This window comes from Patescibacteria group bacterium (assembly GCA_027858235.1).
Classification (GTDB): Bacteria; Patescibacteriota; Patescibacteriia; order Patescibacteriales; family BM507; genus BM507.
Map to the genome: position 1 here is coordinate 1 of JAQIDC010000010.1, position 24,722 is coordinate 24,722.

General features: G+C 33.5%; 23 protein-coding genes. 14 read left to right on the forward strand and 9 right to left on the reverse strand.

All coding sequences use genetic code 11. From position 1 onward, the window contains the following. Positions 1-18: 18 nt before the first annotated feature. From PF572_00600 to PF572_00635, 8 genes are all read right to left on the reverse strand, one after another. A complete protein-coding gene (locus PF572_00600; GenBank protein ID MDA3839563.1) occupies positions 19-498 on the reverse strand; it encodes a hypothetical protein in 480 nt (159 codons plus the stop codon). Between the two features lie 342 nt (positions 499-840). After that, positions 841-1,269: a hypothetical protein gene (locus PF572_00605; protein MDA3839564.1), complete on the reverse strand. Its 429-nt coding sequence runs from the start codon at positions 1,267-1,269 to the stop codon at positions 841-843. A 247-nt stretch (positions 1,270-1,516) separates the two neighbouring features. Next, positions 1,517-1,825 carry a hypothetical protein gene (locus PF572_00610; GenBank protein ID MDA3839565.1) on the reverse strand — a complete coding sequence of 103 codons (309 nt, stop codon included), beginning with the start codon at positions 1,823-1,825 and terminating at the stop codon, positions 1,517-1,519. 189 nt (positions 1,826-2,014) lie between these two features. Next, positions 2,015-2,554, reverse strand: a complete 540-nt coding sequence (locus tag PF572_00615; protein ID MDA3839566.1) for a dTMP kinase — start codon at positions 2,552-2,554, stop codon at positions 2,015-2,017. Then, the gene (locus PF572_00620) at positions 2,547-3,035 is read right to left on the reverse strand and encodes a GreA/GreB family elongation factor (protein ID MDA3839567.1); all 489 of its coding nucleotides are present in this window, start codon (positions 3,033-3,035) and stop codon (positions 2,547-2,549) included. Before PF572_00620 ends, PF572_00615 begins: the two co-directional genes overlap by 8 nt. A 30-nt stretch (positions 3,036-3,065) precedes the next feature. Continuing rightward, entirely contained in the window at positions 3,066-3,668 is a 603-nt protein-coding gene (locus tag PF572_00625) for a hypothetical protein (protein MDA3839568.1), read from the reverse strand. Between the two features lie 19 nt (positions 3,669-3,687). Continuing rightward, a complete protein-coding gene (locus PF572_00630) occupies positions 3,688-4,218 on the reverse strand; it encodes a CYTH domain-containing protein (GenBank protein ID MDA3839569.1) in 531 nt (176 codons plus the stop codon). A 78-nt stretch (positions 4,219-4,296) separates the two neighbouring features. Continuing rightward, on the reverse strand, positions 4,297-5,694 hold the full coding sequence (locus tag PF572_00635) for a radical SAM protein (GenBank protein ID MDA3839570.1): 1,398 nt from the start codon (positions 5,692-5,694) through the stop codon (positions 4,297-4,299). Between the two features lie 372 nt (positions 5,695-6,066). On the opposite strand from PF572_00635, the gene PF572_00640 reads away from it, so the two are divergent. The 6 genes from PF572_00640 (at position 6,067) to murC (ending at position 12,712) form a co-directional block, all read left to right on the forward strand. Further along, entirely contained in the window at positions 6,067-7,245 is a 1,179-nt protein-coding gene (locus PF572_00640) for an IS481 family transposase (protein MDA3839571.1), read from the forward strand. Between the two features lie 187 nt (positions 7,246-7,432). Continuing rightward, positions 7,433-7,864 carry a hypothetical protein gene (locus PF572_00645; protein ID MDA3839572.1) on the forward strand — a complete coding sequence of 144 codons (432 nt, stop codon included), beginning with the start codon at positions 7,433-7,435 and terminating at the stop codon, positions 7,862-7,864. A 20-nt stretch (positions 7,865-7,884) separates the two neighbouring features. Continuing rightward, positions 7,885-8,937, forward strand: coding sequence for a phospho-N-acetylmuramoyl-pentapeptide-transferase (gene mraY / locus PF572_00650; GenBank protein ID MDA3839573.1), 1,053 nt, complete (start codon positions 7,885-7,887; stop codon positions 8,935-8,937). Continuing rightward, complete coding sequence (gene ftsW / locus PF572_00655) at positions 8,938-10,080, forward strand: putative lipid II flippase FtsW (GenBank protein ID MDA3839574.1); 1,143 nt, start codon at positions 8,938-8,940, stop codon at positions 10,078-10,080. A 58-nt stretch (positions 10,081-10,138) separates the two neighbouring features. Then, positions 10,139-11,203 (forward strand): undecaprenyldiphospho-muramoylpentapeptide beta-N-acetylglucosaminyltransferase, encoded by a 1,065-nt coding sequence (gene murG, locus PF572_00660; GenBank protein MDA3839575.1) that lies wholly within the window; start codon positions 10,139-10,141, stop codon positions 11,201-11,203. 93 nt (positions 11,204-11,296) lie between these two features. Next, positions 11,297-12,712, forward strand: coding sequence for a UDP-N-acetylmuramate--L-alanine ligase (gene murC / locus PF572_00665; protein MDA3839576.1), 1,416 nt, complete (start codon positions 11,297-11,299; stop codon positions 12,710-12,712). Between the two features lie 61 nt (positions 12,713-12,773). On the opposite strand, the gene PF572_00670 is transcribed toward murC, so the two are convergent. Next, positions 12,774-13,133 carry a hypothetical protein gene (locus tag PF572_00670; GenBank protein ID MDA3839577.1) on the reverse strand — a complete coding sequence of 120 codons (360 nt, stop codon included), beginning with the start codon at positions 13,131-13,133 and terminating at the stop codon, positions 12,774-12,776. Between the two features lie 277 nt (positions 13,134-13,410). Here PF572_00670 and PF572_00675 point away from each other — a divergent pair, with 277 nt between their 5' ends. The 8 genes from PF572_00675 (at position 13,411) to PF572_00710 (ending at position 24,508) form a co-directional block, all read left to right on the forward strand. After that, on the forward strand, positions 13,411-15,177 hold the full coding sequence (locus tag PF572_00675) for an ABC transporter ATP-binding protein (protein ID MDA3839578.1): 1,767 nt from the start codon (positions 13,411-13,413) through the stop codon (positions 15,175-15,177). 35 nt (positions 15,178-15,212) lie between these two features. Next, complete coding sequence (murB, locus tag PF572_00680) at positions 15,213-16,163, forward strand: UDP-N-acetylmuramate dehydrogenase (protein ID MDA3839579.1); 951 nt, start codon at positions 15,213-15,215, stop codon at positions 16,161-16,163. Positions 16,164-16,338: 175 nt separating this feature from the next. Then, a complete protein-coding gene (locus PF572_00685) occupies positions 16,339-17,544 on the forward strand; it encodes a sigma factor-like helix-turn-helix DNA-binding protein (GenBank protein MDA3839580.1) in 1,206 nt (401 codons plus the stop codon). Positions 17,545-17,716: 172 nt separating this feature from the next. After that, positions 17,717-19,312 (forward strand): hypothetical protein, encoded by a 1,596-nt coding sequence (locus PF572_00690; protein ID MDA3839581.1) that lies wholly within the window; start codon positions 17,717-17,719, stop codon positions 19,310-19,312. 5 nt (positions 19,313-19,317) lie between these two features. Further along, entirely contained in the window at positions 19,318-21,207 is a 1,890-nt protein-coding gene (locus tag PF572_00695; protein MDA3839582.1) for a type IV secretion system DNA-binding domain-containing protein, read from the forward strand. An 83-nt stretch (positions 21,208-21,290) separates the two neighbouring features. Beyond that, positions 21,291-22,886: a glycosyltransferase family 2 protein gene (locus PF572_00700; GenBank protein MDA3839583.1), complete on the forward strand. Its 1,596-nt coding sequence runs from the start codon at positions 21,291-21,293 to the stop codon at positions 22,884-22,886. Between the two features lie 3 nt (positions 22,887-22,889). Continuing rightward, positions 22,890-23,684 carry a DUF4105 domain-containing protein gene (locus PF572_00705; protein MDA3839584.1) on the forward strand — a complete coding sequence of 265 codons (795 nt, stop codon included), beginning with the start codon at positions 22,890-22,892 and terminating at the stop codon, positions 23,682-23,684. 83 nt (positions 23,685-23,767) lie between these two features. Then, on the forward strand, positions 23,768-24,508 hold the full coding sequence (locus PF572_00710; protein MDA3839585.1) for a hypothetical protein: 741 nt from the start codon (positions 23,768-23,770) through the stop codon (positions 24,506-24,508). Positions 24,509-24,722 lie beyond the last annotated feature (214 nt).

The following is a 24,722-nucleotide window of genomic DNA, read 5'->3' on the forward strand; positions in this document are numbered from 1 at the left end:
TATTTTTTCAGCAAATATTTAATAAATAAAAATATAGGGTACCCCATAGAGTACTCTATAGGGTACTCTATTTATGAAATATAGCAATACATTAAATCTATGTATGCAGAGAACAAGACCTGACCCTAAGCTCCTTTCGAGGCTTGGAACTTCAGACTTAAGTGGTTGTTCTAACTGCTTGTTTCTTTGGTCAAATTTTTTAATTAATCTTACGCCGATTTCCTTTGATTTCTGCACAGATCTCCCAGCTGCTTCTCGAAATTTATGATATGGAGTGTCACTCATTTGGTGTTCCTTTCTGTTGAAACCAATGGGGCTATGCAAAAAACAAGACTTGACCCCAAACTCCGTGTCTTTTCTTTCAAGGCTATGTGGGATTGATTTTAATTGAATAGGCGTGGGAACTAAATACCCAAGCTCTGTTAAAATGCCAAGAATTTTTGGAGCAATGCCAAGGCCATTAAAACCTTGTGCTCCTTGTTGTATATTTTTATTCATAATTTTAGTGACCCGAGTTCTTGAAATAGTCACTAATAGAAAGAATCAAATGACAGAATAAGTTCGAGTCCGTGCTCAATAGTTAGAGCAATATTTTCCGCTTAATCACGGATATTGTATTTTAAGTGTAGCATTAATGTTATGTTTTGTCTTGCTCGCCACCCTGGTCGAAGTGGGAACTTTTTTACAAAATCCTATATAAAAAAGAACCATTATTCAGACGGTCCTTTTGCGCCGGTGGAGGTGGACTATGTTAGAATCTGTTTATTGTAAAAGAAAAAGCCCCAAGTAGTTTTACTACATGGGGCTTTATTAATTAATCTTATGAGCAATTAGATAATACTATTTTTCATATCCATCATCAGCGCCACCGCCCAATTCTGAAGAATCACCACGAAAATCTATGTCAGGAAGAATCGACTGCGGCTTGAACACCACGCGGTGGTGGTAGACACTAACATCCGCAAACGTTAACTGTTCAGCGAAATAAGTCACGTTGTCAGACAAACCAAGAAAATGTTTCTTGTATTCGTTCTTAGCGGTCTTGCAAGTAACCTCCAGCTGATTACCTTGATCCTCGATTGAACATCGCCCCTCTATTGAGAGCATATATTCTCCCGTGATACCATTGTAAAATACAATTCGTCGATCAATCTCGAACATATCAGCGGCCTCTGATAAATTCCGTGACGCTATCTGAGCGTCCTTCTGACATCCAGTAACCAAAGACATTACAAATAACACTAAAATAACTGTTAAAAAATTTTTCATAACCACTCTCCTTTTAGTCTGTTGTGTTTTTCAGAGATTGCCCAATGCTTTCTCTCGATAACAAAAATATAGATATGTTTCTTGAATTTTTTTTAATGAACAATAACGAGATAATGGGGTCAAGTCTTGTATTTTGACATTTTTGTTATATTCCACCCCGCCACAGTCCACCGTCGACGAACCACAATATTGTTATATATTTATCTTTCTCCATTTTCCATCCTAAACTTCCATCTATACTTAAAGTCTATACTCCAAAGAGATAAAAGGTACCTGACCCCTTTATCTTCTCTGACCCCTTTATCTTCCTAGGAATGAAATCAGGACCCCAGCCAATTTCATGGTGCAACTCCTGCCAGGTTTCTGGTGAATTTAATGAAAAGTTTTTTGCATCTTCTTCTGTTAAGGTTGAACTTGTTCTTCTTTTAAGCATATGCTCTAAATCCATCAATCTGTTCGTGATTCTCTTTTTTCTTTCCATTTTTTTACCTCCTCTTTCTGTTTTACTTCCAATTACTTTTCTGTGAATATACCACAACAAAAAATCATAACACATGTTATGACCTTTGTCAATGCTGCTCAGGATGTTGAACGATGTTCGAACTTATTATTATTGATGACTCTTAATAGGTAGCCAAAATACAATCTTAAAAATAACGTCAACAATAAAAATAATGCTCGGGACTTATTGGGAACTCAATATAGCAAAAAATATAAAATAAAAGCCAGCTATTTGCTGGCTTAATTATAAATAGGTTAAAATTTCATTAACCACCTGATCTGCACTAAAATTTACGGTGTTTATTTTAACTAAATTATCAAATGAACAATATTTTTCTTGAACAAGGGCTAGTGTTTCTGAATCACGATCTTTTCTTGTAGTTTTTCTTTCGGAAATTCTTTTTTTGCGCTCTTCCTCATTAACTATCAGGAGAAAGGTAATATGAGGTTTTGATATTGGAAGGATCTTATCAAGAGGAATATTTTGAAGAAACCTTAACCCATATACAATATGGTAGATCCACGTTGAATAAATATAGCGATCACATATAACATGGTCATTTTTCAAGAGCTTTCTTATTTCAAAAGACGAGATAATCGTTGCTGTAATAAAATATGCAAATCTTATTAATGCGGGTGCATTTTCAAAGTATTTTCTAAAATTTGCTAAAAAACCGCTTGGTGTTTTAAAACAAATTCCTTTGAGTCTTTCAGCTAATTTTTTTGTAACTGTCGTTTTCCCGCAACCATCAATTCCTTCTATAGCAATAAATAGATTACTCAATTTTTATCACCTCACATTCTCTTTTCACCCCTGAAATATTAAGAGTGAATTCGTCCCCCTCTTCTCTGTTTAATAATTTTTTTCCCAAAGGAGAAGCGGGTGTAACAATTTTAAGACCATTAATTTTTTCTCCACCCAAGGTAGGAAACAAAAAATATTTTTCAATTATGCCATTTTTATCTCCTATTTCAATTATAGATCCAACTCGTCCCCTGCCGTTATCTTTGAATGCTTTAAAGTATAAGATTGCTTCCTTTGAAATTTCAAGATTTTCAGTAGCCTTGTTGTACTTATTTTTCAGACCTTCTGCGAGATACTGGCCCTCTTCCTTGAAGGTGCTATACCTAGAATGCATTGCACCCTCTTCTTCATTAGCTCTATTCTGGGCGTCTTTGTATATTTGGCGACTTTCAGTTATATTGCTACTACACTTCGATAAAATAGCCTCAAAAATTTGGTTACGTAGTTTGTTAGCTTCCATTATATATCCTTTTCTTCTAGTGAATAGTTATTAAAGGTTTTGGTTATTAAGAAAATTTTCTGGTAGTATGCCGTTTGCAGACTTCATAACTTCAAAGTAATGTCTGAAACTTTCCTTAACTTCTGGTAAAACTATTTTATTCTCCCAGTCAGTTCGAATTTTTCTTGAAGCATCTTCCAAGAGCGATTCAATACTTTTTTTCGGACTTTCGTAGAACCAGAGATGGTAGAATGGTCCCAATAAATGAGAAGCTCCATCAGCTGATGATACTATTTTTACCTCTATCGAAGCGGCTAGAATTTTATCAGAATCTTTTGAGTCGATAATTTCAATTAAATTTATCACTTTTTGGGAAAAATCTTCAGGGAAATTAAGTTCTAAAAGTAGTTTTTCCCCACTTAGCTGTGTTTCTTGGTATTGATCGTTCATGTTGATTATTTTCCCATAATCATGCATCCACACCAAGGCCATCACTAAGTCAATATCAGCTTCCTTGTAAATATCACATAATTCCAAGGCTATCTTTTCAGCTATCTCTAAATGATATTTAACAAACCACTTGTGGTGTAAAAAATCCTTATTCCCTGCTAATTGTTTTATTTTATTTTTAAGGTTCAAAGTTAAATTTTCCATTTTAATCTCCTTTAATATATTAAAATTTTAATTCCTTGATTTTTTTTAAATCTATCCCGATTGATGCGTAAAGCTTTTCTCCTACAATATCAGATGTATCTTTTCTTTCGTATCCAAGCAAAGCTAAGCCTTTATCAACATTTTCATTGGAATCTGATTCAATCTCTATGTATGGATTGAGTTTCGGCCAAGTATCTATGTCAAAAAAAGTTTTACCATATTTGTATTTTGCACGTTTATTCTCCTGATAATTTTCTAGAACCAAACCAATTGAAGTTAAAAAATTTATCGTTTCTTCAAGGTTGTCTACTAAAACTGTATGTTCAATATCATTTTCATCACCTCTTTGCTTATAGCTTAGTTCAATGATGTTATTTACCTCTCTTAATCTAACCCAGGCATTCTTCTCTCTTAGAGACTGACTTGGGTAGTCAAAGATGTATCTTTTTTGTAAAGCTTCAGAATGGATTTCTTCAGCTCCGCTTTTTTTGAGTTTATTTATGATTTCTTCCTTGTTGATGTTTAGGATTCTTGTTTCAAATTCTTTCATATGAAAAGATTAATTATAAATATTTAAAATAGTTACTTTTAGAATGCCAGGATAATTAGTCCTGGCGATTAAATTAAATTATATGCAAATAGGAACTTTGATGTCATTAATAACCTCGTTCGCGATAAATCGCTCTTTGTATTCAGGGTCAAGAAGTGGATTGACATTGCGATTACCTGTTCTAATGGCAAGTTGGTCAAATCCCCAAATCAATTGTTCTCTTGTTAGACTTTCTGGACAAGCAACTGGTTGTTTATGCGTAAAGCGATTCAAGTCGTTTACAAACAACTCATTGCCACTTTCAAGCGGAAAGATTCCATCTTGTGGATGGGGTGTCCAAAAAGTTCCGTAAACAACAGTCTGAGGGTAAGTTCCAAGGCTTTCTAAAAATTGCAAAGTAATTTCTAAATCCTCAATCGTTTGGCCAGGAATCCCGATAATGAATATCGGATTGATTTTTAAACCATGCTCCAAAACATTATTCAATACCTTGGCAATCATGGCGGAATTAACTTTACCTCCCTTGTCGATTTTTTTTAGTAGTTTATCACTTACGGTTTCAACACCAAAGTGAATATAATCCACTCCTGCAAAAATCATAGTTTCGAGAAGCTTGTTGTCTACAATCCCATCGATACGTGATTTTAACTTGATACCTAGACCAAGACCTTCTTCTCCAATTGCTTGGAAAAGATTCAGAGAATAGCTATCCTTAACGGTTAGGGTTTCGTCTTTGAGGTGGACTCGTTTGAATCCTCGTTCCTTTAAGAATCGCATTTCTTTAACAATGTTTTCAACTGGTCTTGTTCTATACTTTCTTTCCCAAAACTTACTAACGCTACAAAAACTACAAGCAAAGGGACATCCACGACTGCACATGACATGGGCATTGGTATATTTTCGGTAAACATCCAACGGAAGCTTTTCGTATGTCTGGACATTAATTTCCGGAAGCACACATAAGAGTTGCTGTTTTTTATTGTGAATAATTTCACCCTGGTCATTGATGAAGGAGACACCAGGAATATTTCCCAGATAAACGGAGTCTATTTTTCTGATTGAAAATGCATTTAATAAATTTATAAATGAGATTTCACCTTCCCCTGAAACCAAATAATCGACTGATGAGTGCCCTAGGCAATAGTCTCTGTTTTGAGTTGGAAATATTCCCCCAAGTATTGTAATTTTCCCTAGCTGCTTTGCAATTTTGAATAGCCTGACAGTTTCTGGAAAATCACTAGATGAAGAACCAATAGCTATGACGTCAAAATTCCTGAAGTCATCCTCTGGATTAATATTCGTTGTTCCTGTCTCTAGTGCTTGCAATCTGTAGTCTAGAATTTCAAAGTTGTGATTTGAATTTTCTTTCAAATATTGACCTAAATTCAAATATGATAGAGGAATACCAATTTCTTGCTTATCTCCTACGGGAAATTTTACAAGTGGCTTTACAAACAATATATTTAATGTTTTCATCCTTATCTCCTTTGCTTTTCAGCACTGTTACTATTTGCTTTTTTATAATTCTTTAAAGAGCTGTTCAAAATACTATATAATTATTATCATCTTTTGTCAATGGTTTGCACTCGACCATGCATAGAAGGTATAATACATAATGTGATTTGGCAGAAGATAATTATTCGTAAATTTTTAAAGTATTTCAGAAATAAATATTTTTGCCTTTCAATGTTTTGGCATTATTTTGAGATTGAAAAAGATTTTAATATTTTAATAAAAAAAGAACATGAGTTAAAATAGTGGTGTTAACTAACTATTAAAACTAAATTCATGTCCTTTTGTTCAATTGTAATGTCTTACAAAGAAAATTGCAAAGTTGAGGGTGAGATTATGACTAAATTCAAAATTGCCCGTATGTATTTTGCTTCAAGCAAGAAACAAAATGCTATCAGTGAATACCTAAATTGCCACAAAAATACCGTTCTAGGGATAATTAGAGCCTGCAAGGTTCATGATCCCAGTAATGAAATATGGAAATATTTAAAGGATAAAAACTTACACATCTCTGAAGAGAAGCTAAAGTCACTATTTTCATTTTTTGCCCATCAATCAAGAGCGCCACTTAGGAATAAAAGTGCTATTCAAAAAGACAGTGATGAAGAGAAATTGATTATTGAAAAATTTGAAGATAAAAAATGGGGACCAAAAAGAATGTATCGTAATTTAGCTAGACAAGGATTTGATATGAATATTTATTCATTGGGCAAAATTAAAGGAGTTCACAAGAGAAATGAGTTTAAAACTAGAAAAATACGGACTTTTAATGGTGAACGGAGATCCTTGTATAATTATGATGAAATTGAAGCATTTGAATATTTGCAATATGACACCAAAACCATTGCAGACAAACATGCTCTACCAAAAGACATATACGATAAATTTAAGTATGGTGAGCAATTACCAAAAATTCAATGGACGATAATTGATGCTAAAACAAAAACCAGGTTTTTGGCCTGGTCATATAATCGTTCTAGTACCTTTGGACTTAAATTCTTGCTATTTGTTATTAGTTGGCTGAGGTCACATGGAATACGAACAAAAATAAATATTCAGGTAGATATGGGGATGGAATTCTACTCTGGCTCAAAAATTAAACAGGAGATATGGAACGAAGAATTAGAAAAATACAATGCTTATGCCTATGATACAGAAGGAGTTAAGTGGAAACAGAATATTGTAGAACGATCACACAGAGTTGATGATGAAGAGTTCTACTGTCCTAGAGGTGAGAAAATCAATGACAAAACAGAGTTTATGATTGAAGGACAATTTTGGATTATCTATTACAATCATCGCCCTAGCTACAGTATTGGCTTAAATGGAATATCGCCGAAAGAAAAAATGGAGAAACTAGGAATTTACAATGCTGAAAAAATTGCAAATTTCCCTTGTTTAATTTTAGAAGACTTTTTCCAACCTTTACTTTTATTTTTCAATAATAGTAATCAAAAAATCTTGGAAGAAAAATCACAAAATGTTTTGACTAATTACCATGATATTAAATCCTAAATCCTAAATTCGAAATTCTAAACAAATAATAAATTCAAAAGAGTTTTGATGTTTGCATTTAATTTTTAGAATTTGTTTGGGCTTTAGAATTTAGGGCTTAGTATTTTTACTTTACTAGCTTTTATGCAAACAAGAGTGTATTTTTCATGCATTGATTATTAATTTAGAAGATTGTATAATCAAGATAATGTTTAATAAAAGTATTTCAAAATTTATTGATCTCGCTTATTCTTGGTGGGATTATTTTACGTCGGAGATATCAAGTGTTTTTAGCTTCCTTTATGTTAAAATATATTTTGTTTTTTTTATAGCTGTTAATGGAATCAACTGGTTATTTTCTTATTATATTTTCTCAAATATATTGCCAGAGACAAGGGAGCTAATCGCTCTTCATTACAATGTTGAGTTTGGAGTTAATTTAATAGGAAATGCCAACAATATTTTTATATTGCCTAGTTTAGGGCTACTTATTATTGTTATTAATTTTTCCTTACTGTTGAGCATTTATAAATTAAAAAATTCTAAATTCCTGGGTAATTTTTTACTTCTTCCGGCTCTTATTTCCAATGTATATCTATTAATAGGTCTTGTTTCTATATACCTAGCTAATTTCAAATAAAAATTTAAATATTACTTTATATGCAAGATTTCTACATTATACGAATATTTTTACTTACTGCCGCTGCTTTTGTCTTTACTATTTTTTGGACACCTCTTTTTACTCATTTTTTGTATAAGTATAAATTGGGAAAAAAAATAAGATCAAGCGGTGATACTCCTATTTATACAAAAATGCATGCTCACAAAACAGGGACTCCAACTATGGGAGGGGTTTTGATATGGGTTACAGTGCTAATTTTTTCACTCCTATTTTTTTATTTAGCCAAATTTTTTCCGGGAGGTTTTATTGAAAATCTAAATTTTCTAAATAGAGCAGAGACTCTTCTTCCCCTAGGCGTTTTAGTCGCTTCGGCCCTAATCGGTCTTTTTGATGATTGGCTGGATGTTCGAGGTATTGGTGTTCGAGGCGGAGGGGGACTTAGCATGGGCCACAGATTATTAATCTATACTTTCATCGCGATCGTCGGAGCTTTCTGGTTTTATTTTAAGCTTGGGTGGGATGTTTTTCACGTCCCTTTTTTGGGAGACTTTACTCTTGGTTGGTCCTATATTTTAATATTTATAATTGTAATAGTTGCAACTTCATTTTCTGTTAATGAAACCGATGGCCTGGACGGACTTGCCGGGGGTGTGCTTCTTTTTTCTTTTGCTTCCTATGCTGTTATTTCTTTTTCAATGGGGAAATATGAATTAGCTACTTTTTGTGGAGTCATTGTTGGCGCTCTACTAGCTTTCTTGTGGTTTAACGTAATCCCTGCTCGTTTTTATATGGGAGATACTGGTGCAATGAGTCTTGGAGTTACCCTCGGAGTAATAGCCATGCTTACAAACACGGCTTTAATACTACCTATTATTGGGTTTGTCCTAGTTTTGGAATCTGTTTCAGTTATTTTACAAATTGGATCTAAAAAGTTACGTGGAGGCAAAAAAATATTTTTGTCTGCACCAATTCATCATCATTTTGAGGCGAAGGGCTGGGCTGAACCAAAAATAGTTTTTCGTTTTTGGATAGTTTCGGGGATGACTGCAGTTATTGGAATAATGATATTCTTACTTGATCATTCATTATAAATGGGAAGATTAATACAAAAATTTAAACGTCTCCTTGGCGCTGGTCCAAGAGAACATGCCCCTGACTATATTTTAATAGGGAGTGTTTTTGTGATGATTTTATTTGGTCTTATTATGCTCTCCAGCGCTTCATCAGCGAAAGCATATCTAGACTTCAAAAATACTTATTATTATTTCAATCATCAGTTGTTTGGAATCGGAATTGGTCTTATCGCATTTTTTATTTTTTCAAGACTAAATTATCGAATATTGCAAGACTATGCTGGTTGGTTTTTGATTGGTTCTATATTTCTTTTACTTCTAGTATTTATTCCAGGTCTTAGCGCTAGTTACGGGAAGGCAAGGTCATGGATAAATGTTTTTGGTTTCTCTCTCCAGCCATCAGAATTTGTTAAGATATCTTTTTTGCTTTATTTGTCTGCTTGGCTTGATAGGCGAGGGATGAGCTTGAAAAATATTTCCGAGGGGATTGGCCCCTTTGTTTTAGTTCTCGGTTTCATTGGCCTATTAATGCTTTTGCAACCAGACTTCGGCACACTTTTTATAATAGGATTTACTTCTTTGATTATTTATTATGTTGGTGGAGGAAGCAAAAGACATATCGCCTATATTTTTCTTTTTAGTCTCCTTGGGTTTATTCTAATGGTTAATATGCGACCCTATCAAATGGATAGAATAAAATGTATGATGGACCCAGGATACAGTCCTGATGATGTTTGTTTCCAAATAAATCAGTCTTTAATAGCGGTTGGCTCTGGTGGTTTTTGGGGACGTGGCTTTGGGGAGTCTAGACAAAAATTTTCATATTTACCTGAGGTGAGCAGTGATTCAATTTTTGCAATTATCGGAGAAGAAACAGGGATGCTATTTGGAGTGATTCTCCTAGGTCTATATTTTGTAATATTTTATCGTGGAGTAATGATAGCCAAAAAAGCACCCGATGGATATGGACGTATTCTAGCTACGGGTATTGTAACTTGGATTTCAGTTCAGGCTATTATTAACATAGGAGGAATAATAAATCTTATGCCCATGACAGGAGTTCCCCTGCCTTTTATAAGTTACGGGGGTTCGGCTATGCTAGCTTCTCTAATCGCAGTTGGGATACTTGTAAACATTTCAAAACAAACTAAATTAAGATAATAATCAGGTAATAGGGTACTCTATAGGGTACTCTATAGAGTACCCTATTTTTAATTGTATGGATAAAAAAATAAAAATATTATTTTCAGGAGGAGGAACAGGTGGTTCAGTTACCCCTCTCTTGGCAATCTATGATTCTCTTGATAGAGAAAAATATGATTTTTGGTGGATTGGGACAAAAAACGGTCCAGAAGAAAAAATGGTTGAAAAAAAAGGAATTAAATATAGATATATTCATAGTGGAAAATTGAGAAGATATTTTTCTTGGAAAAATTTTACTGATCCAATGTTTATCTTCTTTGGATTTTTAGAATCATTCTACTTTCTTTTGTTTAGAAGGCAAGATTTAATTATAACAGCAGGTTCATTTGTTTCTGTGCCTCTTGTTTGGGCAGCCCGTATTTTGCGTATTCCGGTTATTGTTCATCAACAAGATATTCGCCCAGGCCTAGCCAATAGACTGATGTCAAAATCGGCAAAAGTGGTTACTACAGTTTTTGAGAAATCTTTGCGTGACTATGGTAAAAAGGCAGTCTGGACAGGGAATCCAGTTAGGGAAACCTTAAAAACAGAAAAAAATCATAAATATTTTGATTTTAATGGTCTTATTCCAACTGTTCTCGTAATTGGAGGAGGAACTGGGGCTACTAATCTAAATAAAATAGTCTATGGAACTCTAAATAATTTATGCTCAAAAATACAAATAATTCATATTGCAGGCAAGGGAAAAATTAAAAAACAAATTGACAATGATAACTATAGACAGTTTGAGTTTTTAGAAGAGAGAGACTTGGCCAAAGCTTATGCAATTTCGGATATTGTAATTTCTAGATGCGGGATTGGTGTCTTAACTGAACTTTCATTTTTATCTAAGCCAAGTATTTTAATCCCAATGCCAAATTCACATCAGGAAGAAAATGCAAAAGTTTTTAGAGAGAAGAACGCTGCCGTAGTTCTTGATGAGAAAAAATTAGATAAATACTCACTAATTATTTCTGTAGAAGAACTATTAAATGACGAAGGTAAACGAAAAATTTTGAGTAGTAATATTAATGAAGTAATGAAGAAAAATACTAATCAAAAAATGATTGAAATCATAGAAAAATTGACCCTCCTACGCTAAAGCTTCGGAGGGCGGGCCCTTTTACTTCACTGGGTGGAGGATTTGATAGGCCCATTACTGTTTTAAAGTATTGGATAATTAAAAAATATAATAATGATTGATATAGATAAAACAAAAAATATTTACATGATTGGAATAAAAGGCGTTGGCATGACCATGCTAGCACAATTTTTGCATTCCCTTGATAAAAAAATTACTGGCTCAGATACCACGGAGGTCTTTATGACTGACAAGATTCTGGCTGATTGTGGGATAGGGGTCTCTGAAGAATTTGCTAGTGAAAATATTCCAAAAAATACCGATTTAATTATCTATTCTACGGCCTATAACGAAAAAGACAATATTGAAGTAAAAACCGCCCTAACTGGTAAAATAAAAACTCTTACATATGCGGAAGCCCTAGGGGCTATTTTTAACCAAAGCTATGGGATAGCAGTGGCTGGGAGTCATGGGAAAACAACAACGAGCGCCTGGCTAGGATTTGTTCTCGATAAGGCTGGGAAATCTCCGAGTGTTATGGTTGGTTCTAATGTGCCCCAGTTTGGGGGAGCAAGTATTAGCGGTAAATCAGATTTACTTGTAATAGAAGCTGATGAGTATCAAAACAAGCTAAAACATTTTAATCCTAAAATTGCCCTTCTTAACAATATTGATTACGACCATCCTGATTATTTTCCAACTCAAGAAGATTATAATCAGGTTTTTATTAATTTTATAAAAAGGATTTCGGCGAAAGGATTTTTGGTTACAAATTTCGATGACCCAATTATTAGGAGAATGGCTTATGTAAATTCAAAATGTAAAGTAATTTCATATGGAATAGACGAATCAGCTGATTATGTGGCTTTTGATATTAAAGAAAATGAAGGAGTTCAGCATTTTAGAGTTAAAATGGGAGTTGAATATAGTGACGATGAAGATGAAATGAGCGATAGTTCACTTGGAGATTTTCAAATAAACTTAATAGGAAAACATAATATTTATAATGCCTTAGCAGTTATAGCAACTTCAATTGAGTTGGGAGTTGATTTATTCACAATTAGAAAATATTTAGGAGAGTTCGAAGGAACTACAAGGCGAATGGATGTGATGGGAACTTATAGAGGAGCAACCATAATAGATGACTATGCCCATCACCCAACAGAGATAAAAACTACACTTGAGGCAGTAAAAAAGAATTATAAGAACAAGAATATAATAACTGTTTTTCATCCTCACACATTTACAAGAACAAAGGGATTTTTTGATGATTTTGTAAATAGCTTTGAAAGTACGGATGAATTAATAATTCTCGATATTTACGGTTCAGCCAGAGAAGAACAAGGAGGAATTCATAGTAAAGATCTCGTAAAAGCCATTCTAAAAGAAAGTCCAGACAAAAAAGTTATCCATATTTCAACGCTAGAAAAATGCACCGAGTATTTGAAAAAGGAAATTGGAAATGGAGATGTGGTTATTTTAATGGGTGCAGGTGATGTATTTAGGATAGGAGAGGAGCTTATAGCCTAAATATTTTTATACAATAGAGAAAAAGAAAAGAGCAAGGATATATTCTCGCTCTTTTTTGATACTAAGATAGTTTAGTAATTTGAAAATCTGGGCATGGGTCAATAACGAATTGTTTTGCTGGTAATTCATTTATTCCCAAAATTATTGCTTTTATAATGCGATGCCAACCATCCATTATATATCCATCAGAACGTAATATAATCGGTTCACCAAGGCATAGGTCAATATCAGTTATCTTATTAAAATGAACAATAAAGTCATGAAAATTATTTAATTGCCACCTGATCTTTTCGCTTAAAATTAAGTCACTGTCTACGGTAAAGATTAAAAGAGGAAGGGCCTCGCATGCCTTTTTTAGGGAATTTCTCTTATAAGCTCCTCCGTGTTCATCTATAAAACAACCCCTGGGATTTTCTGTCATTACTGCCTCCTTGTGTATTTTTTATGATAGAAAAGTATAGTGAGCGTCGATGAAGAGAATTAAATATTTTTTGAACATATTACCACGATGGTGTATAGTAGAATGATACTATAGTAAAAATCATAGCTAGTCAACATTCCTAAGGTTAAATGAGAAAAATATTCAGAAAATATGTATGGTGCCAGGGAAGAACTTGGGTATAGAATGTAACCTTAACAAGGTTTAACGTATTATTATAGGAGTGATAAAAGCACTTTTTTCATCTAGAGTAATAAATATGGGGAAAAATAAAAAAAATAAGAAGAGTTTTTGGAAAGATTTCTGGCGATTCATGAAAGAACATCAAAAAAAGTTAATTTCAATAATGATAGTAACTTTTTTTCTAGAACTCTTTAGGCTGATTGGCCCATATATTCTCAAGCATATTATAGATAGAATCATAGAATTTAGAGCAGAGGATATTTCTGTTATTCTTTTTTTAATCGCTTTAATGTTCATTGTTGATCAAACAAATTCTATTTTATTCTATTTTAATGATAAAAGAGTTCTAAAATTCGAAATAGGCTTACATAAAAGCTTGTTTATTAGAGCTCAAAAAAAGATAGTATTCCTGCCTTTAAGTTATCATGAAAGAGAAAATACTGGAAATAAAATAACAAAAATTACCCACGGGATTGATAGAATTATTGAATTAATTGGAAGTCTATACTGGGACGTTGTCCCATCTATGTCGCAGCTTTTACTTACTTTCTCAGTTTTGTTGTTTGTTGATTACAGACTTGCTCTTTCTATGGCATTTTTTGCACCAATGTTTATATGGGTTTCATACGATATAAATAAAAAGTTAAGGCCTGTTAGGAACAAAAGATATAGGGATAATGAAAAAGCTTCCGGTAAAATGGTTCAGAGTATCTTTAATATAAATACTGTAAAGTCATTTGTGCAGGAAAAAAGAGAAGTAGCAGACTATAGAAAAATTAGGACTGAGATTGCCCAAAATGAAGAAAATGAATGGGTGAGATTCTTTAAAACTATTAGGGTCAGAAATTTGATAATAGACCTAGGAAGATCGATGACTTTACTTATTGGTGTTTACTTAGTTTATAACAAATTAATAAGTGTTGGAACTTTAGTTTTTGTGATTACATTATCAGAAAAATCGTATTTCTCTCTTTATCGAGTTTCAAGAATATACGATAGGATAGAAGAGGGAAGAGAAGCGGTGGACAGGTTTATTGATTTGGAAAATGAGAAATCGGATCTTTTGAATAAGAAAAATGCTATAAAGCCAAAAAGTATTTCAGGAAAAATTGTTTTTAAGGATGTTTATTTTTCTTACAATAATAGCGAATTAAAGGCTTTGAAAAATATAAATTTAAAAATAAATGAAGGATGTGTCACAGCATTAGTTGGGCCATCTGGCGGAGGTAAAACCACTATCGCAAGAATGATTTACAGGCATTATGATCCACAAAAAGGCGTAGTTAGCATAGACGGAGTTGATTTACGTGATTATGATATATATTCTTTTAGAAAGTTTATTTCAATCGTTCCTCAGGAAGTAGAAATTTTTAGTGATTCAGTTGAAAATAATATTTCGTACGCCAAGCCCAGCGCAGGGAGGGAGGAAATGTTAGCGGCTGCAAAAATTGCTAACGCACACGAATTTATAGAGAAATTATCGAAAGGTTATAAAACTGAAGTTGGAGAGAGAGGAATAAAACTATCTGGAGGTCAAAGACAAAGGATAGGGATTGCAAGGGCTATTTTAGCTAATCCTCGAATTCTTATTTTTGATGAAGCCACAAGCAGCCTTGATAGCCAAAGCGAGCGTTTAATTCAAGATGCTATGGATAAAATAAGTAGGGGGAGGACGGTGATTATTATAGCTCATAGACTAAGTACTATTAAAAAAGCTGATAAAATAATCGTACTCGAAAACGGTGGAGTAGTTCAAGAAGGAAGTCATTATGAGTTATCGAAAAATACTGGAGGACTCTATTCTAAATTAATAAAATTACAAGAATTAGGAGAACTTGATTGATGGATTGTTTAAATAAATTCTGTTAAAATGCAAGCATGAACATTGAAGAAAAAATACAAGAAAATATAGACCTGTCAAAGAGAACCAGTTTTCGAATCGGAGGTCCTGCTAAATATTATATAGATATAAAAGAAAAAGAAGATTTAGTTGAGGCCATAAAATGGGCGAATGAAAAAAGTCTTAAGATTTTTTATTGGGGAGGAGGAACTAATGTTTTAGTAAGCGATAAGGGCATTGATGGCCTGGTAATTAAGTTCTCAAACATTGAGATTAAGGTGAAGGGAGATAGAGTTGAATGTGGAGCTGGCGCTTCTTTAATGCGGGCCTCACGGATGGCGGCTTCTGAAAAATTGAAAGGCTTTGAGTGGGGGATAGGCATTCCTGGAACTATAGGTGGTGCAGTAAAAGGAAATGCAGGGGCTTACGGGTCTTATATTGGTGACTACATAGAAACACTTCAGGTTTATGATATTAACAAAGAAAGGTTTTTTACTATGAGTAGAAATGATTGTCATTTTTCATATAAAAAAAGTATCTTTAACTCAAGATCCGACTTATTGGTTTGGGATGCCGTTTTCAAATTCGAGAAAGGTATTATTTTTGAGATAGATAAATTAGGAGAGGAATATATGTTGTATAGAAAGAAGACTCAACCTAACTTGCCCAGCGCTGGTTGCATCTTCAAAAATGTTTCTTATGATAAAGTAAAGATTGATAACCCTGAACTAGCTAAACAAATAGAGATTGATCACAAAAAGTTTGTAGAAAGAGGAATGGTTCCTGTTGCTTGGTTACTTGAGGAGCTTGATTTGAAGGGCAAAGTAATTGGAGGGGCTAAAATCAGCTTAGAACATGCAAATTTTATTGTAAATACAGGCAACGCTTCATCCGAGGATGTTATTATTCTTATTAGCTATATAAAACAACAACTTAGAGATAAATTTCATATCCAGTTAAGTGAAGAAATTCAATACCTTGGTTTTTAGCTAATATTAGTAATATATAGTAAAAAAAGATAAATATTAAATTTATCTTTTTTGTTTGCCTAAAAGGACTTGACTAAAATAATATCTTGTGCTATATTAAAAAAAATCGAGTTAATTATAATAATTTTTATTAAAACGTGCAAGTCTCCCATGCATTGCTGCGTCAATAATTAGTATGGAAAATAAAAGTATTTTGGATCAAATCCTTTTGAACCAAAAAGTAGAGGAGGTAGCAAAATTGAATGCTGTTGAAATAATCAATAATCTTTTCTCAGAGCTAAATGAGAGAGAATCTGACATTATTGTTAGAAGATTTGGATTGCACGGAGAGAAAAAAGAAACATTGGAGAACATAGGTAATGTTCATAATTTGACTAGAGAGAGAATTAGACAGATTGAAACCTATAGTATTAAAAAACTACAACAGCTAGATGTTCTTGAAAAGCATCTACAAAGTTTAAAGAAAATTATTGTTGCCTTAATCGAAGAACACGGTGGTTTGATGGAAAAGGAATATCTTTTAGATGTTTTAGTCAAGTTTTCATTAAATAGCGGTTCAGAAATCAAGAACGAGAATGTACACAAAAAATATCTTAATTTTTTAATTACTAAGCTCTTGCATACTGAATTTGAAGAACTTAATTCTTCAATGCATTTACTTCCTTCGTATAAGTTAAAACATCAGACAATCAACCATTTTGAAGAAATAATCGATGAGTTGACCAAAAAAGTCAAAGAAGAAGCTGATGTTAAAAGAACTGAAGAAGTTTTAAGTAAAATAAAAGAAGAATTAGATTCATATAAAACGCATCAAGAAAAAGTTGACATTGAAGATACTATCGATATATCAAGTGCTCTAAATAATGAATTATTTGAAGAGAATTATGACTTAATTAATAAAAATAAAGTTTTGTATTCAGCTCTTAAGGCAGCAAAAAGAATAAATCAGAATAAGTTTGGTCATTGGGGTCTTCATGACTCGAAAGAGATTAAACCAAAAACTGTAAATGACAAAATATATTTAATTCTAAAATACAAAAGCAAACCAATGCATTTTGTTGAGATTGCTGACGAGATTAACTTTATTGCTTTTGATAAAAAGAAAGCAAATCCAGCCACAGTCCACAATGAGCTAATTTTGGATGACAAATTTATTCTTATTGGCCGAGGTCTGTATGGTTTAAACGAGTGGGGTTATAAAAGAGGAACAGTCGCCGATGTTATTGAGGAAATTTTGAAAGAAAAAGACTCAGGATTAACTAGAGATGAAATAATTGATGAAGTTTTAAAACGTAGAGTAGTTAAAAAAACTACAATTATTCTAGCCCTTATGAATAAAGATAAATTTTCAAGAGATAATGGAGCGTATATTTTAAAATAAAACAATTCAAATAAGAAAAGCAACTTAGAGATTTAAGTTGCTTTTTTTATTTAAAAAAAAGTTTTATCCATTTGCTGGAAAGTAGTGAAATGTGGTAAAATAATAAAAAGAAAAAAAATTATTAATTTTAAAATTTATTTAAAACTAGTATTTATAAACGAGATTTTATATCATGAATATAGAAATTGACATTTCATCTATAGTCGAGCTTTTAAATATGCCACCAACAGAGATGGCAATTTCTCTTTTTTTCCTTTTTGGCTGGATTCCCTTGGCTCTTGTTTTTCTCTGGGGATCTTTTCTTGTTTGGGTTAATTATCGCAATGGACAATGGAGTGCTACGAACAAGTTTATATTTATGGCTATAGATATCCCAAAGAATAATCAGCAATCTCCAAAAGCAGTTGAAAATCTTTTTACATACTTGGCAGGAGCTCATACTACCTTAGATTTGATAGAAAAATACTGGGAGGGAAGATTTCAATTATCTTTTAGTTTTGAAATTGTAAGCATAGAAGGATATACTCAATTTTTAATCCGTACTCCTGAGAAATTTAGAAATTTGGTTGAAACAGCTGTTTATTCTCAATATCCAGACGCTGAAATAACGGAAGTTAGTGATTATACTGATTCCGTTCCATCAGTTTTCCCAGATTCGGAGTGGGATGTTTGGGGCGGTGAGTTTATGTATGTTAATCCTGATTGTTATCCCATCAAAACATATGAACAATTCGAACATAAGTTTGGGGAACCAGAATTTCATTTTAAGGACCCCCTTGCTTCCTTGATGGATCTTAATGCTTCACTTGGTGATGGAGAGCAACTTTGGTATCAAATTGTTGTAAAACCAATTGGTTTTGATTGGCCAGAAAAAGGTGAGAATGAAGTAAGAAGAATATTGAATGAAAAAAATTCTTCAAAAGAAAATATTGTAGATAAATTAATGAACGTATTACTGGGAGGGCTTAGAGCGCTAGTAGATATTTTTTCTCCCGAGTATGAAGAATCAACTGAGGAGAAAAAAGATGAAGCACTTAAAATGCTTGAACTAAGACCAGCCGACAAAGAAAAAGTAGAAGCTATTACCTTGAAAATGAACAAACTTGGTTTTGATGCTAAAATAAGAGTTGTGTATGCTGCGAAAAAAAATGTAATGAATAAGCCAAAGGTTGTAAATGGTTTTGTCGGATATGTTAAACAATTCACTGATTTAAATCTAAACAATTTAAAACCAGATATGAAAAAAACCGTGACCACGGCAACATATTTTTTTAAAAAGAAAACCATATTAAGAAAAAAAAATACAATAGTTAGTGCCTATAAATCAAGAAGTACAACTGTCGGAAGATCATTAAGAACCATGACCATTGATGAATTAGCGACACTTTGGCATTTCCCTGTTGATTCTGTTGTAAAAGCACCCTTAATACAAAAGGCGGCTGGTCGAAAAGTTGAACCTCCTATGACCCTCCCAACATCTGGTGAAAGTAGAGATACTGAGGAGACATTTAAATCTGACTTTAGAGATATGGTGGCTGAAGATTCAACTTCAGATGAGAAAAAAGCAAGTAATCATTCTCAAGATAAGCTACATAATGATAGCGAGAATAGCGGAGGGGATATGGAAAGTATTTTCATTGAAGATCAACCAAAAGCAAACTTTAAAAAAGATATTTTATCAAAAAAAGAAGAAGATAATACTTCGGCGAGCTCAGCACGAAGAAAGGATGACGATGAGGAAATTCCTGAAAATCTTCCCTTTGCATAACAACTATGGAAAATAAAGACATGACAGTATTTGCCGAAACTAATTTTCGCAACAAATACAGAAAATTTGGAATAAAAACAGATGACAAAAGACGTCATATGTATTTGATTGGAAAAACTGGTATGGGAAAATCAACAGTGCTGGAAAACATGATAATTGACGATATTTGGGCAGGGAAAGGAGTTGCCATAGTTGATCCTCATGGTGATTTGGCAGAAAAAATTATCGAATATATTCCAGCCAACAGGGTAAACGACGTTGTTTATTTCAACCCAGCAGATATGGAAAATCCAATAGCATTTAATGTTGTAGAACAGGTTGAGCCTCATTTGAGACATCTTGTTGCTTCAGGATTGATTGGAGTTTTCCAAAAACTTTGGGCGGACTCTTGGGGGCCTAGACTAGAATACATTCTAAGAAACACAATTCTCGCTATTCTTGATTACCCAGGTTCTACTTTGCTCGCTGTTATTAGGATGCTTTCTGATAAGGGTTTTCGTGCAAAAGTTGTTGAGAATATATCCGACCCCGTTGTTAGGGCTTTTTGGGTAAATGAATTTGCGGGCTATGCCGATAAATTTGCTTCAGAGGCTGTGTCTCCTATTCAAAATAAGGTTGGTCAATTCCTTTCAAGTTCCTTAATTAGAAATATAGTCGGACAAGTAAAATCAAATATCGACATGCGAGCAATAATGGATGAAGGAAAAATATTAATCCTAAATCTGAGTAAAGGAAGAATTGGAGAAGATAATTCTCAGCTTTTGGGAGCTATGATGATTACAAAGATACAATTGGCTGCCATGAGTAGAGTTGATATTTCAGAAACAGAAAGAAAGGATTTTGTTCTTTACGTTGATGAGTTTCAGAATTTTACTTCCGATAGTTTTGCTAATATTTTATCAGAAGCCAGAAAATATCGACTAAACTTAATTTTGGCCCATCAATATATCGAGCAATTATCAGAAACTATTAAACCAGCTGTTTTTGGAAATGTTGGCACTATGATTGTTTTCCGAGTTGGGGCAACCGACGCCGAAGAACTTGTTAAAGAGTTCTCGCCAGTATTTACCGAGGAGGATATCGTGAGTCTCCCAAAATATGAATTTTACTTGAAACTAATGATAGATGGCATTGCTTCTGATCCTTTTTCGGCTCGTGGCTTGCCTCCGAAAACCGAGGCTGAGAAAACAGGGAATTTAGAAAAAGTTATTGGTGTGAGTAGAGAGAGATATGCAGAAAAGAAAGATATAGTAGAAGAGAGAATTAATCTTTGGCATTCTGACGTAGAAGAAGTTATCTTACAGAATAGGGCGGCAAAAGCAAAAAAATCAAATTATAAGCAAGGCCCTAAACCACAGACCTTTAATGCCAACAACAACGACAAATCTTTTGATTCAGTCATTGTTCAAGGTGGAAATAATAAAATTTCGCAAACAAGCGGTGGCGGACAAGTTCAAACTCAAACAAGAAATGACTCCGATGTTTATAAAAACGAAGCAGTTTGTGCTCGTTGCAATGAGACAACCAGGATTTCTTTTGTTCCAGACGGGATTAGACCAGTCTATTGTAAAGCATGTTTAAATATTGCTAAGCAAGAAAAAAGTCAGGAGTTGGAGCAAAGAAGAAGAGCCAAGGAATTGGAATTAGAAAAACTAGGAAAACAACAGCAGACCTTTGTTAAAAAAGATAATAGCACTCCTCAGGCACCCTCAGTTAAAGAGCTTTCTCTTAGCGATGCCATAGGAATGGGAGCAGTTGATTTTAAAGGAAGAAAACAAGAGAGCCGGCCCCCAGATTCAACTCCGAGGAATAATCATTCCGAGAAAAACTCTTCATCAAAACCAGAGCAGAAGGAAGAAGACCTAGAAGAAGATAAATTAGTAGTATTTAAATAAACCCAACATTAGACAAAACAGGGGTTTTAATATATTCTTTATATGATTGAGCTTTAGGAGTAAGCTTTGTTTGTTATAGAAATATGAATTACTTAAAAATTGGGAAAGCTACTGACCTTAGTGGTGGCGAACGAAAATTGTACAGGAGGCTTGAAATGCTACCTGCCTTTTTGTCGTGGGTAACTCTTATTGGACTTGTTGTTCTTTCATATTTTTTCCCAGTGAAGGTTGCTTTTTTTGTTATCGCTTTTGATGTCTACTGGCTTCTCTTGGTTGTTTTCTTGGGGATTCATCTTATTGTTGCATATAGAAAGATGCAGAAAAATATTAAAATAAATTGGGAGGAAAAATGTATATTCCTGGAATCTGATGTTGGTAAATATGAAGAACAAAAAGAGAAGTACAGTGAAGAAAAAAACATTCCTCTCAAATATAAATATAAGTGGACAGATTTGTATAATATAGTTGTTCTTCCAACATACAATGAAGGAATGGAAATAATAAGACCAAGCATTGATGCGATTGCAAAAGATACTTTTCCAAAAGAAAAGATGGTTATTATTTATGCTGTTGAAGCGCGTGGCGGAGAACAAGCCCTAAAGAGAGCTAATCAAGCGAAACAGAAATACGGAAATATGTTTATGGATTTTATTATATCAGTGCATCCTGACGGTATAGAAGGGGAGCTCAAAGGTAAGGGTGCTAATCAAGCCTGGGCAGCTCAGGTTATGCGAGAAGAGTTAATCGACAAGGAACAACTTAATTACAAAAAAATACTAATTAGCGTTTTTGATATTGATACTATTATAGAGCCTGGATATTTTCATAATTTAGTTCATACTTTTTTGACAGTCGAGAATGCCTATAGGGCAAGTTATCAGCCAGTTCCTGTGTATCATAATAATATTTGGCAGGCACCCTTTTTCGCTCGGATGGCAGCTTCCTCAAATACTTTTTGGCAAATGATGCAACAGATTAGACAAGAAAAACTAGCTACCTATTCATCGCATTCCATGACATGGCAAGCCTTAGTTGATATCGGATTTTGGTCAACGAAAATGGTTTCAGAAGATTCGCGTATTTTTTGGCATTGTTTTTGTCACTACAAAGGAGATTACCGAGTAGAGCCGATGAATTATCCTGTTTCAATGGATGTTTGCGTGGGGGAATCAAAACTAGATACAGCTCGAAATTTATATAAACAACAGCGTAGATGGGGATGGGGAGTAGAGAATGTTCCTTACCTTATTTTCAATACAATTAAAGATTGGAAAAATATTCCGAAAGGTAAATTTATAGGAAGAATAATGGTCCAAATTTACGGCTTTCATTCTTGGGGAACGAATGCTTTAATTATTGCAGTCGTTGGTTGGATGCCTCTAATTCTTGGTGGAGATAGATTTAACTCAACTGTTCTTTCTGGAAACTTGCCAGTCGTCACAAGAGCCTTAATGACCATGGCTATGGGCGGTCTTGTATTGTCGGCCATTCTTTCAACCATGATATTACCGAAAAAACCGAAGGGTGTAAAAAAAAGGAAATATCTCTCAATGGTTGGGCAGTGGATACTTTTGCCTTTTAGTATAATTATTTTTGGAGCTATTCCAGGACTTGAAGCACAAACGAGATTAATGTTTGGTAAGTATATGGGTTTCTGGGTAACACCTAAATCAAGATAATATATGACTATAATACTTTTATCAATTTTATTTATAAGCTCCCTTCTCTATTTTAAGAAACCAAAACACAACAGAGATTGGAGACCAGAGCAAAGCAAGTTACCAATTGCGACTATTGATGGTGATGAAATTTTTATAAAAAATATCAGAAATTGTTCTTATAAAAGTGAGAATGATGTTGAACTAGATTATTATGATAAAAAATTTAGTTTAAAAAAAATAAAATCAATTGATCTTATAATACAGCCATTCAAAAAAATGTCTTTTATGTCTCACATATTTTTAAGCTTTGGTTTTGAAGGAGGAGAATATATTTCTGTTTCTGTGGAAGCCCGCAGAAAAAATAAAAAAAGTTTTTCTATTTTTGGTGGTTTTTTCAGGATGTTTGAAATAATTTATATTATTGCAGACGAAAAAGACATTATGAGACTTCGGCCACTTCATCATAAAGATAATGTTTATATTTACCCTCTGAAAATAAAAAAATCAAAAATCAAAAACATATTTCTAGATATTCTTAAAAGAGTAAACAGGATAGAAGGGAAGTCAGAATTCTATAATACTTTGACTAATTCATGTGTAACAAACATTCTTGATCACATGAAAGAGAATGGGGTTGTCGGTATTCCAAGTAGTTGGAGATTTTACATCCCGTCAAAAATTGATAAGTTGCTTTATAAAACGAAGCTATTGAAAACAAAACTTCCATTCAATAGTTTTAAAGAAAATCATCGAATAAATGATAGGGCAGAGAAATATAAAGATGATGCAGACTATTCAGCTAAAATAAGGAGCTAAAATTAGCTACAACAAATGAAAAGCACCTAATGTTAGGTGTTTTTTTGTTGAATAAAAACAATTATATTGACAAAAACATTAAAATGTTCTATGCTAAAAAGTTAATGAAAATGAAATACCGCTATTTAAAAATTTTAAAAAATAGAACAGCATGGGGTTGTTCTAAAATTCCCAAAAAAAAGGAGCAAATCATGAGTAAATTGAAGATGACTATTGTAAGTGGTTTAGGGGAATTAGAGGTTAATACAGATTTGATTCTTGCTCTCAGGGAGCTTGAAATCAAAACTTGCCTGTATTTGTGTGGCAACCCAAATGTGTCCGTTAAAGATCTTTTCTGGAAAGTGTTTTCCGATAATTATTTTGTTGACAAACGCTACAGTCAAAAAACAAGGACAGTCGTTTCATCATATTGGAATTCAAATGTGATGATATCCCTTTCTATAATTTCTCGGTATCAGGGAAACTTTGACTCCATTTTAGACAGAGTATTGGATAAACGTGGTTTGAAAGGGAAAGTGGATATCCCTAAGAATGAAATTGAAAGAATATCGGCTACGGCCGCCGCAGTGGTCATTCCAGCTTTTGAAAAATATGCTGGGCCTATCGCGAATGAAAGTCCTATCCATAAAAAGGTTAGGTATAAATTTCAAAACATGCTTTTAAAAAGGATCGAAAGAAATAAAAATGTGATAGCAACTACCGCACAACCGAAGCAAATGGGGAAAGTTATCAAAATTGGTCCGTCTCAAAATGCTTCAAAAGATAAAAAATTCACCAGGAAGGTGAAATCATTTAAAGCATTGAAGAGATACGGATTTAATTAGAAACACTCGCGCGGTATGTTGAGTACGTTGGCTTGGTAAAAGAACCATAACCAAGTATCTTAGCCTCAAAGCCGCATAAAAATCTGAACGGACGAAAGTCCGAAAATGACCCGCAACGACGGGTCGCTGGAAGACTATCTTTATACCTCAAGAGGAAAAGGATTCTCTGAAAGCAAAAGCCTGACGGCAAACCCTAACGTTAGTTAGTAGCTAT

Excerpts from the sequence above, each read along its gene's own strand:
- PF572_00620 (MDA3839567.1), bottom strand. The coding sequence starts at position 3,035 with ATGGAAGCTAACAAACTACGTAACCAAATTTTTGAGGCTATTTTATCG.
- PF572_00705 (MDA3839584.1), top strand. The coding sequence starts at position 22,890 with ATGACTATAATACTTTTATCAATTTTATTTATAAGCTCCCTTCTCTAT.
- PF572_00710 (MDA3839585.1), top strand. The coding sequence starts at position 23,768 with ATGTTCTATGCTAAAAAGTTAATGAAAATGAAATACCGCTATTTAAAA.
- PF572_00625 (MDA3839568.1), bottom strand. The coding sequence starts at position 3,668 with ATGGAAAATTTAACTTTGAACCTTAAAAATAAAATAAAACAATTAGCA.
- PF572_00605 (MDA3839564.1), bottom strand. The coding sequence starts at position 1,269 with ATGAAAAATTTTTTAACAGTTATTTTAGTGTTATTTGTAATGTCTTTG.
- PF572_00695 (MDA3839582.1), top strand. The coding sequence starts at position 19,318 with ATGGAAAATAAAGACATGACAGTATTTGCCGAAACTAATTTTCGCAAC.
- PF572_00630 (MDA3839569.1), bottom strand. The coding sequence starts at position 4,218 with ATGAAAGAATTTGAAACAAGAATCCTAAACATCAACAAGGAAGAAATC.
- PF572_00610 (MDA3839565.1), bottom strand. The coding sequence starts at position 1,825 with ATGTGTTATGATTTTTTGTTGTGGTATATTCACAGAAAAGTAATTGGA.
- PF572_00645 (MDA3839572.1), top strand. The coding sequence starts at position 7,433 with ATGTTTAATAAAAGTATTTCAAAATTTATTGATCTCGCTTATTCTTGG.
- murB (MDA3839579.1), top strand. The coding sequence starts at position 15,213 with ATGAACATTGAAGAAAAAATACAAGAAAATATAGACCTGTCAAAGAGA.
- murC (MDA3839576.1), top strand. The coding sequence starts at position 11,297 with ATGATTGATATAGATAAAACAAAAAATATTTACATGATTGGAATAAAA.
- PF572_00670 (MDA3839577.1), bottom strand. The coding sequence starts at position 13,133 with ATGACAGAAAATCCCAGGGGTTGTTTTATAGATGAACACGGAGGAGCT.
- mraY (MDA3839573.1), top strand. The coding sequence starts at position 7,885 with ATGCAAGATTTCTACATTATACGAATATTTTTACTTACTGCCGCTGCT.
- PF572_00640 (MDA3839571.1), top strand. The coding sequence starts at position 6,067 with ATGACTAAATTCAAAATTGCCCGTATGTATTTTGCTTCAAGCAAGAAA.
- PF572_00600 (MDA3839563.1), bottom strand. The coding sequence starts at position 498 with ATGAATAAAAATATACAACAAGGAGCACAAGGTTTTAATGGCCTTGGC.
- PF572_00675 (MDA3839578.1), top strand. The coding sequence starts at position 13,411 with ATGGGGAAAAATAAAAAAAATAAGAAGAGTTTTTGGAAAGATTTCTGG.
- ftsW (MDA3839574.1), top strand. The coding sequence starts at position 8,938 with ATGGGAAGATTAATACAAAAATTTAAACGTCTCCTTGGCGCTGGTCCA.
- PF572_00635 (MDA3839570.1), bottom strand. The coding sequence starts at position 5,694 with ATGAAAACATTAAATATATTGTTTGTAAAGCCACTTGTAAAATTTCCC.
- PF572_00690 (MDA3839581.1), top strand. The coding sequence starts at position 17,717 with ATGAATATAGAAATTGACATTTCATCTATAGTCGAGCTTTTAAATATG.
- murG (MDA3839575.1), top strand. The coding sequence starts at position 10,139 with ATGGATAAAAAAATAAAAATATTATTTTCAGGAGGAGGAACAGGTGGT.
- PF572_00685 (MDA3839580.1), top strand. The coding sequence starts at position 16,339 with ATGGAAAATAAAAGTATTTTGGATCAAATCCTTTTGAACCAAAAAGTA.
- PF572_00700 (MDA3839583.1), top strand. The coding sequence starts at position 21,291 with ATGAATTACTTAAAAATTGGGAAAGCTACTGACCTTAGTGGTGGCGAA.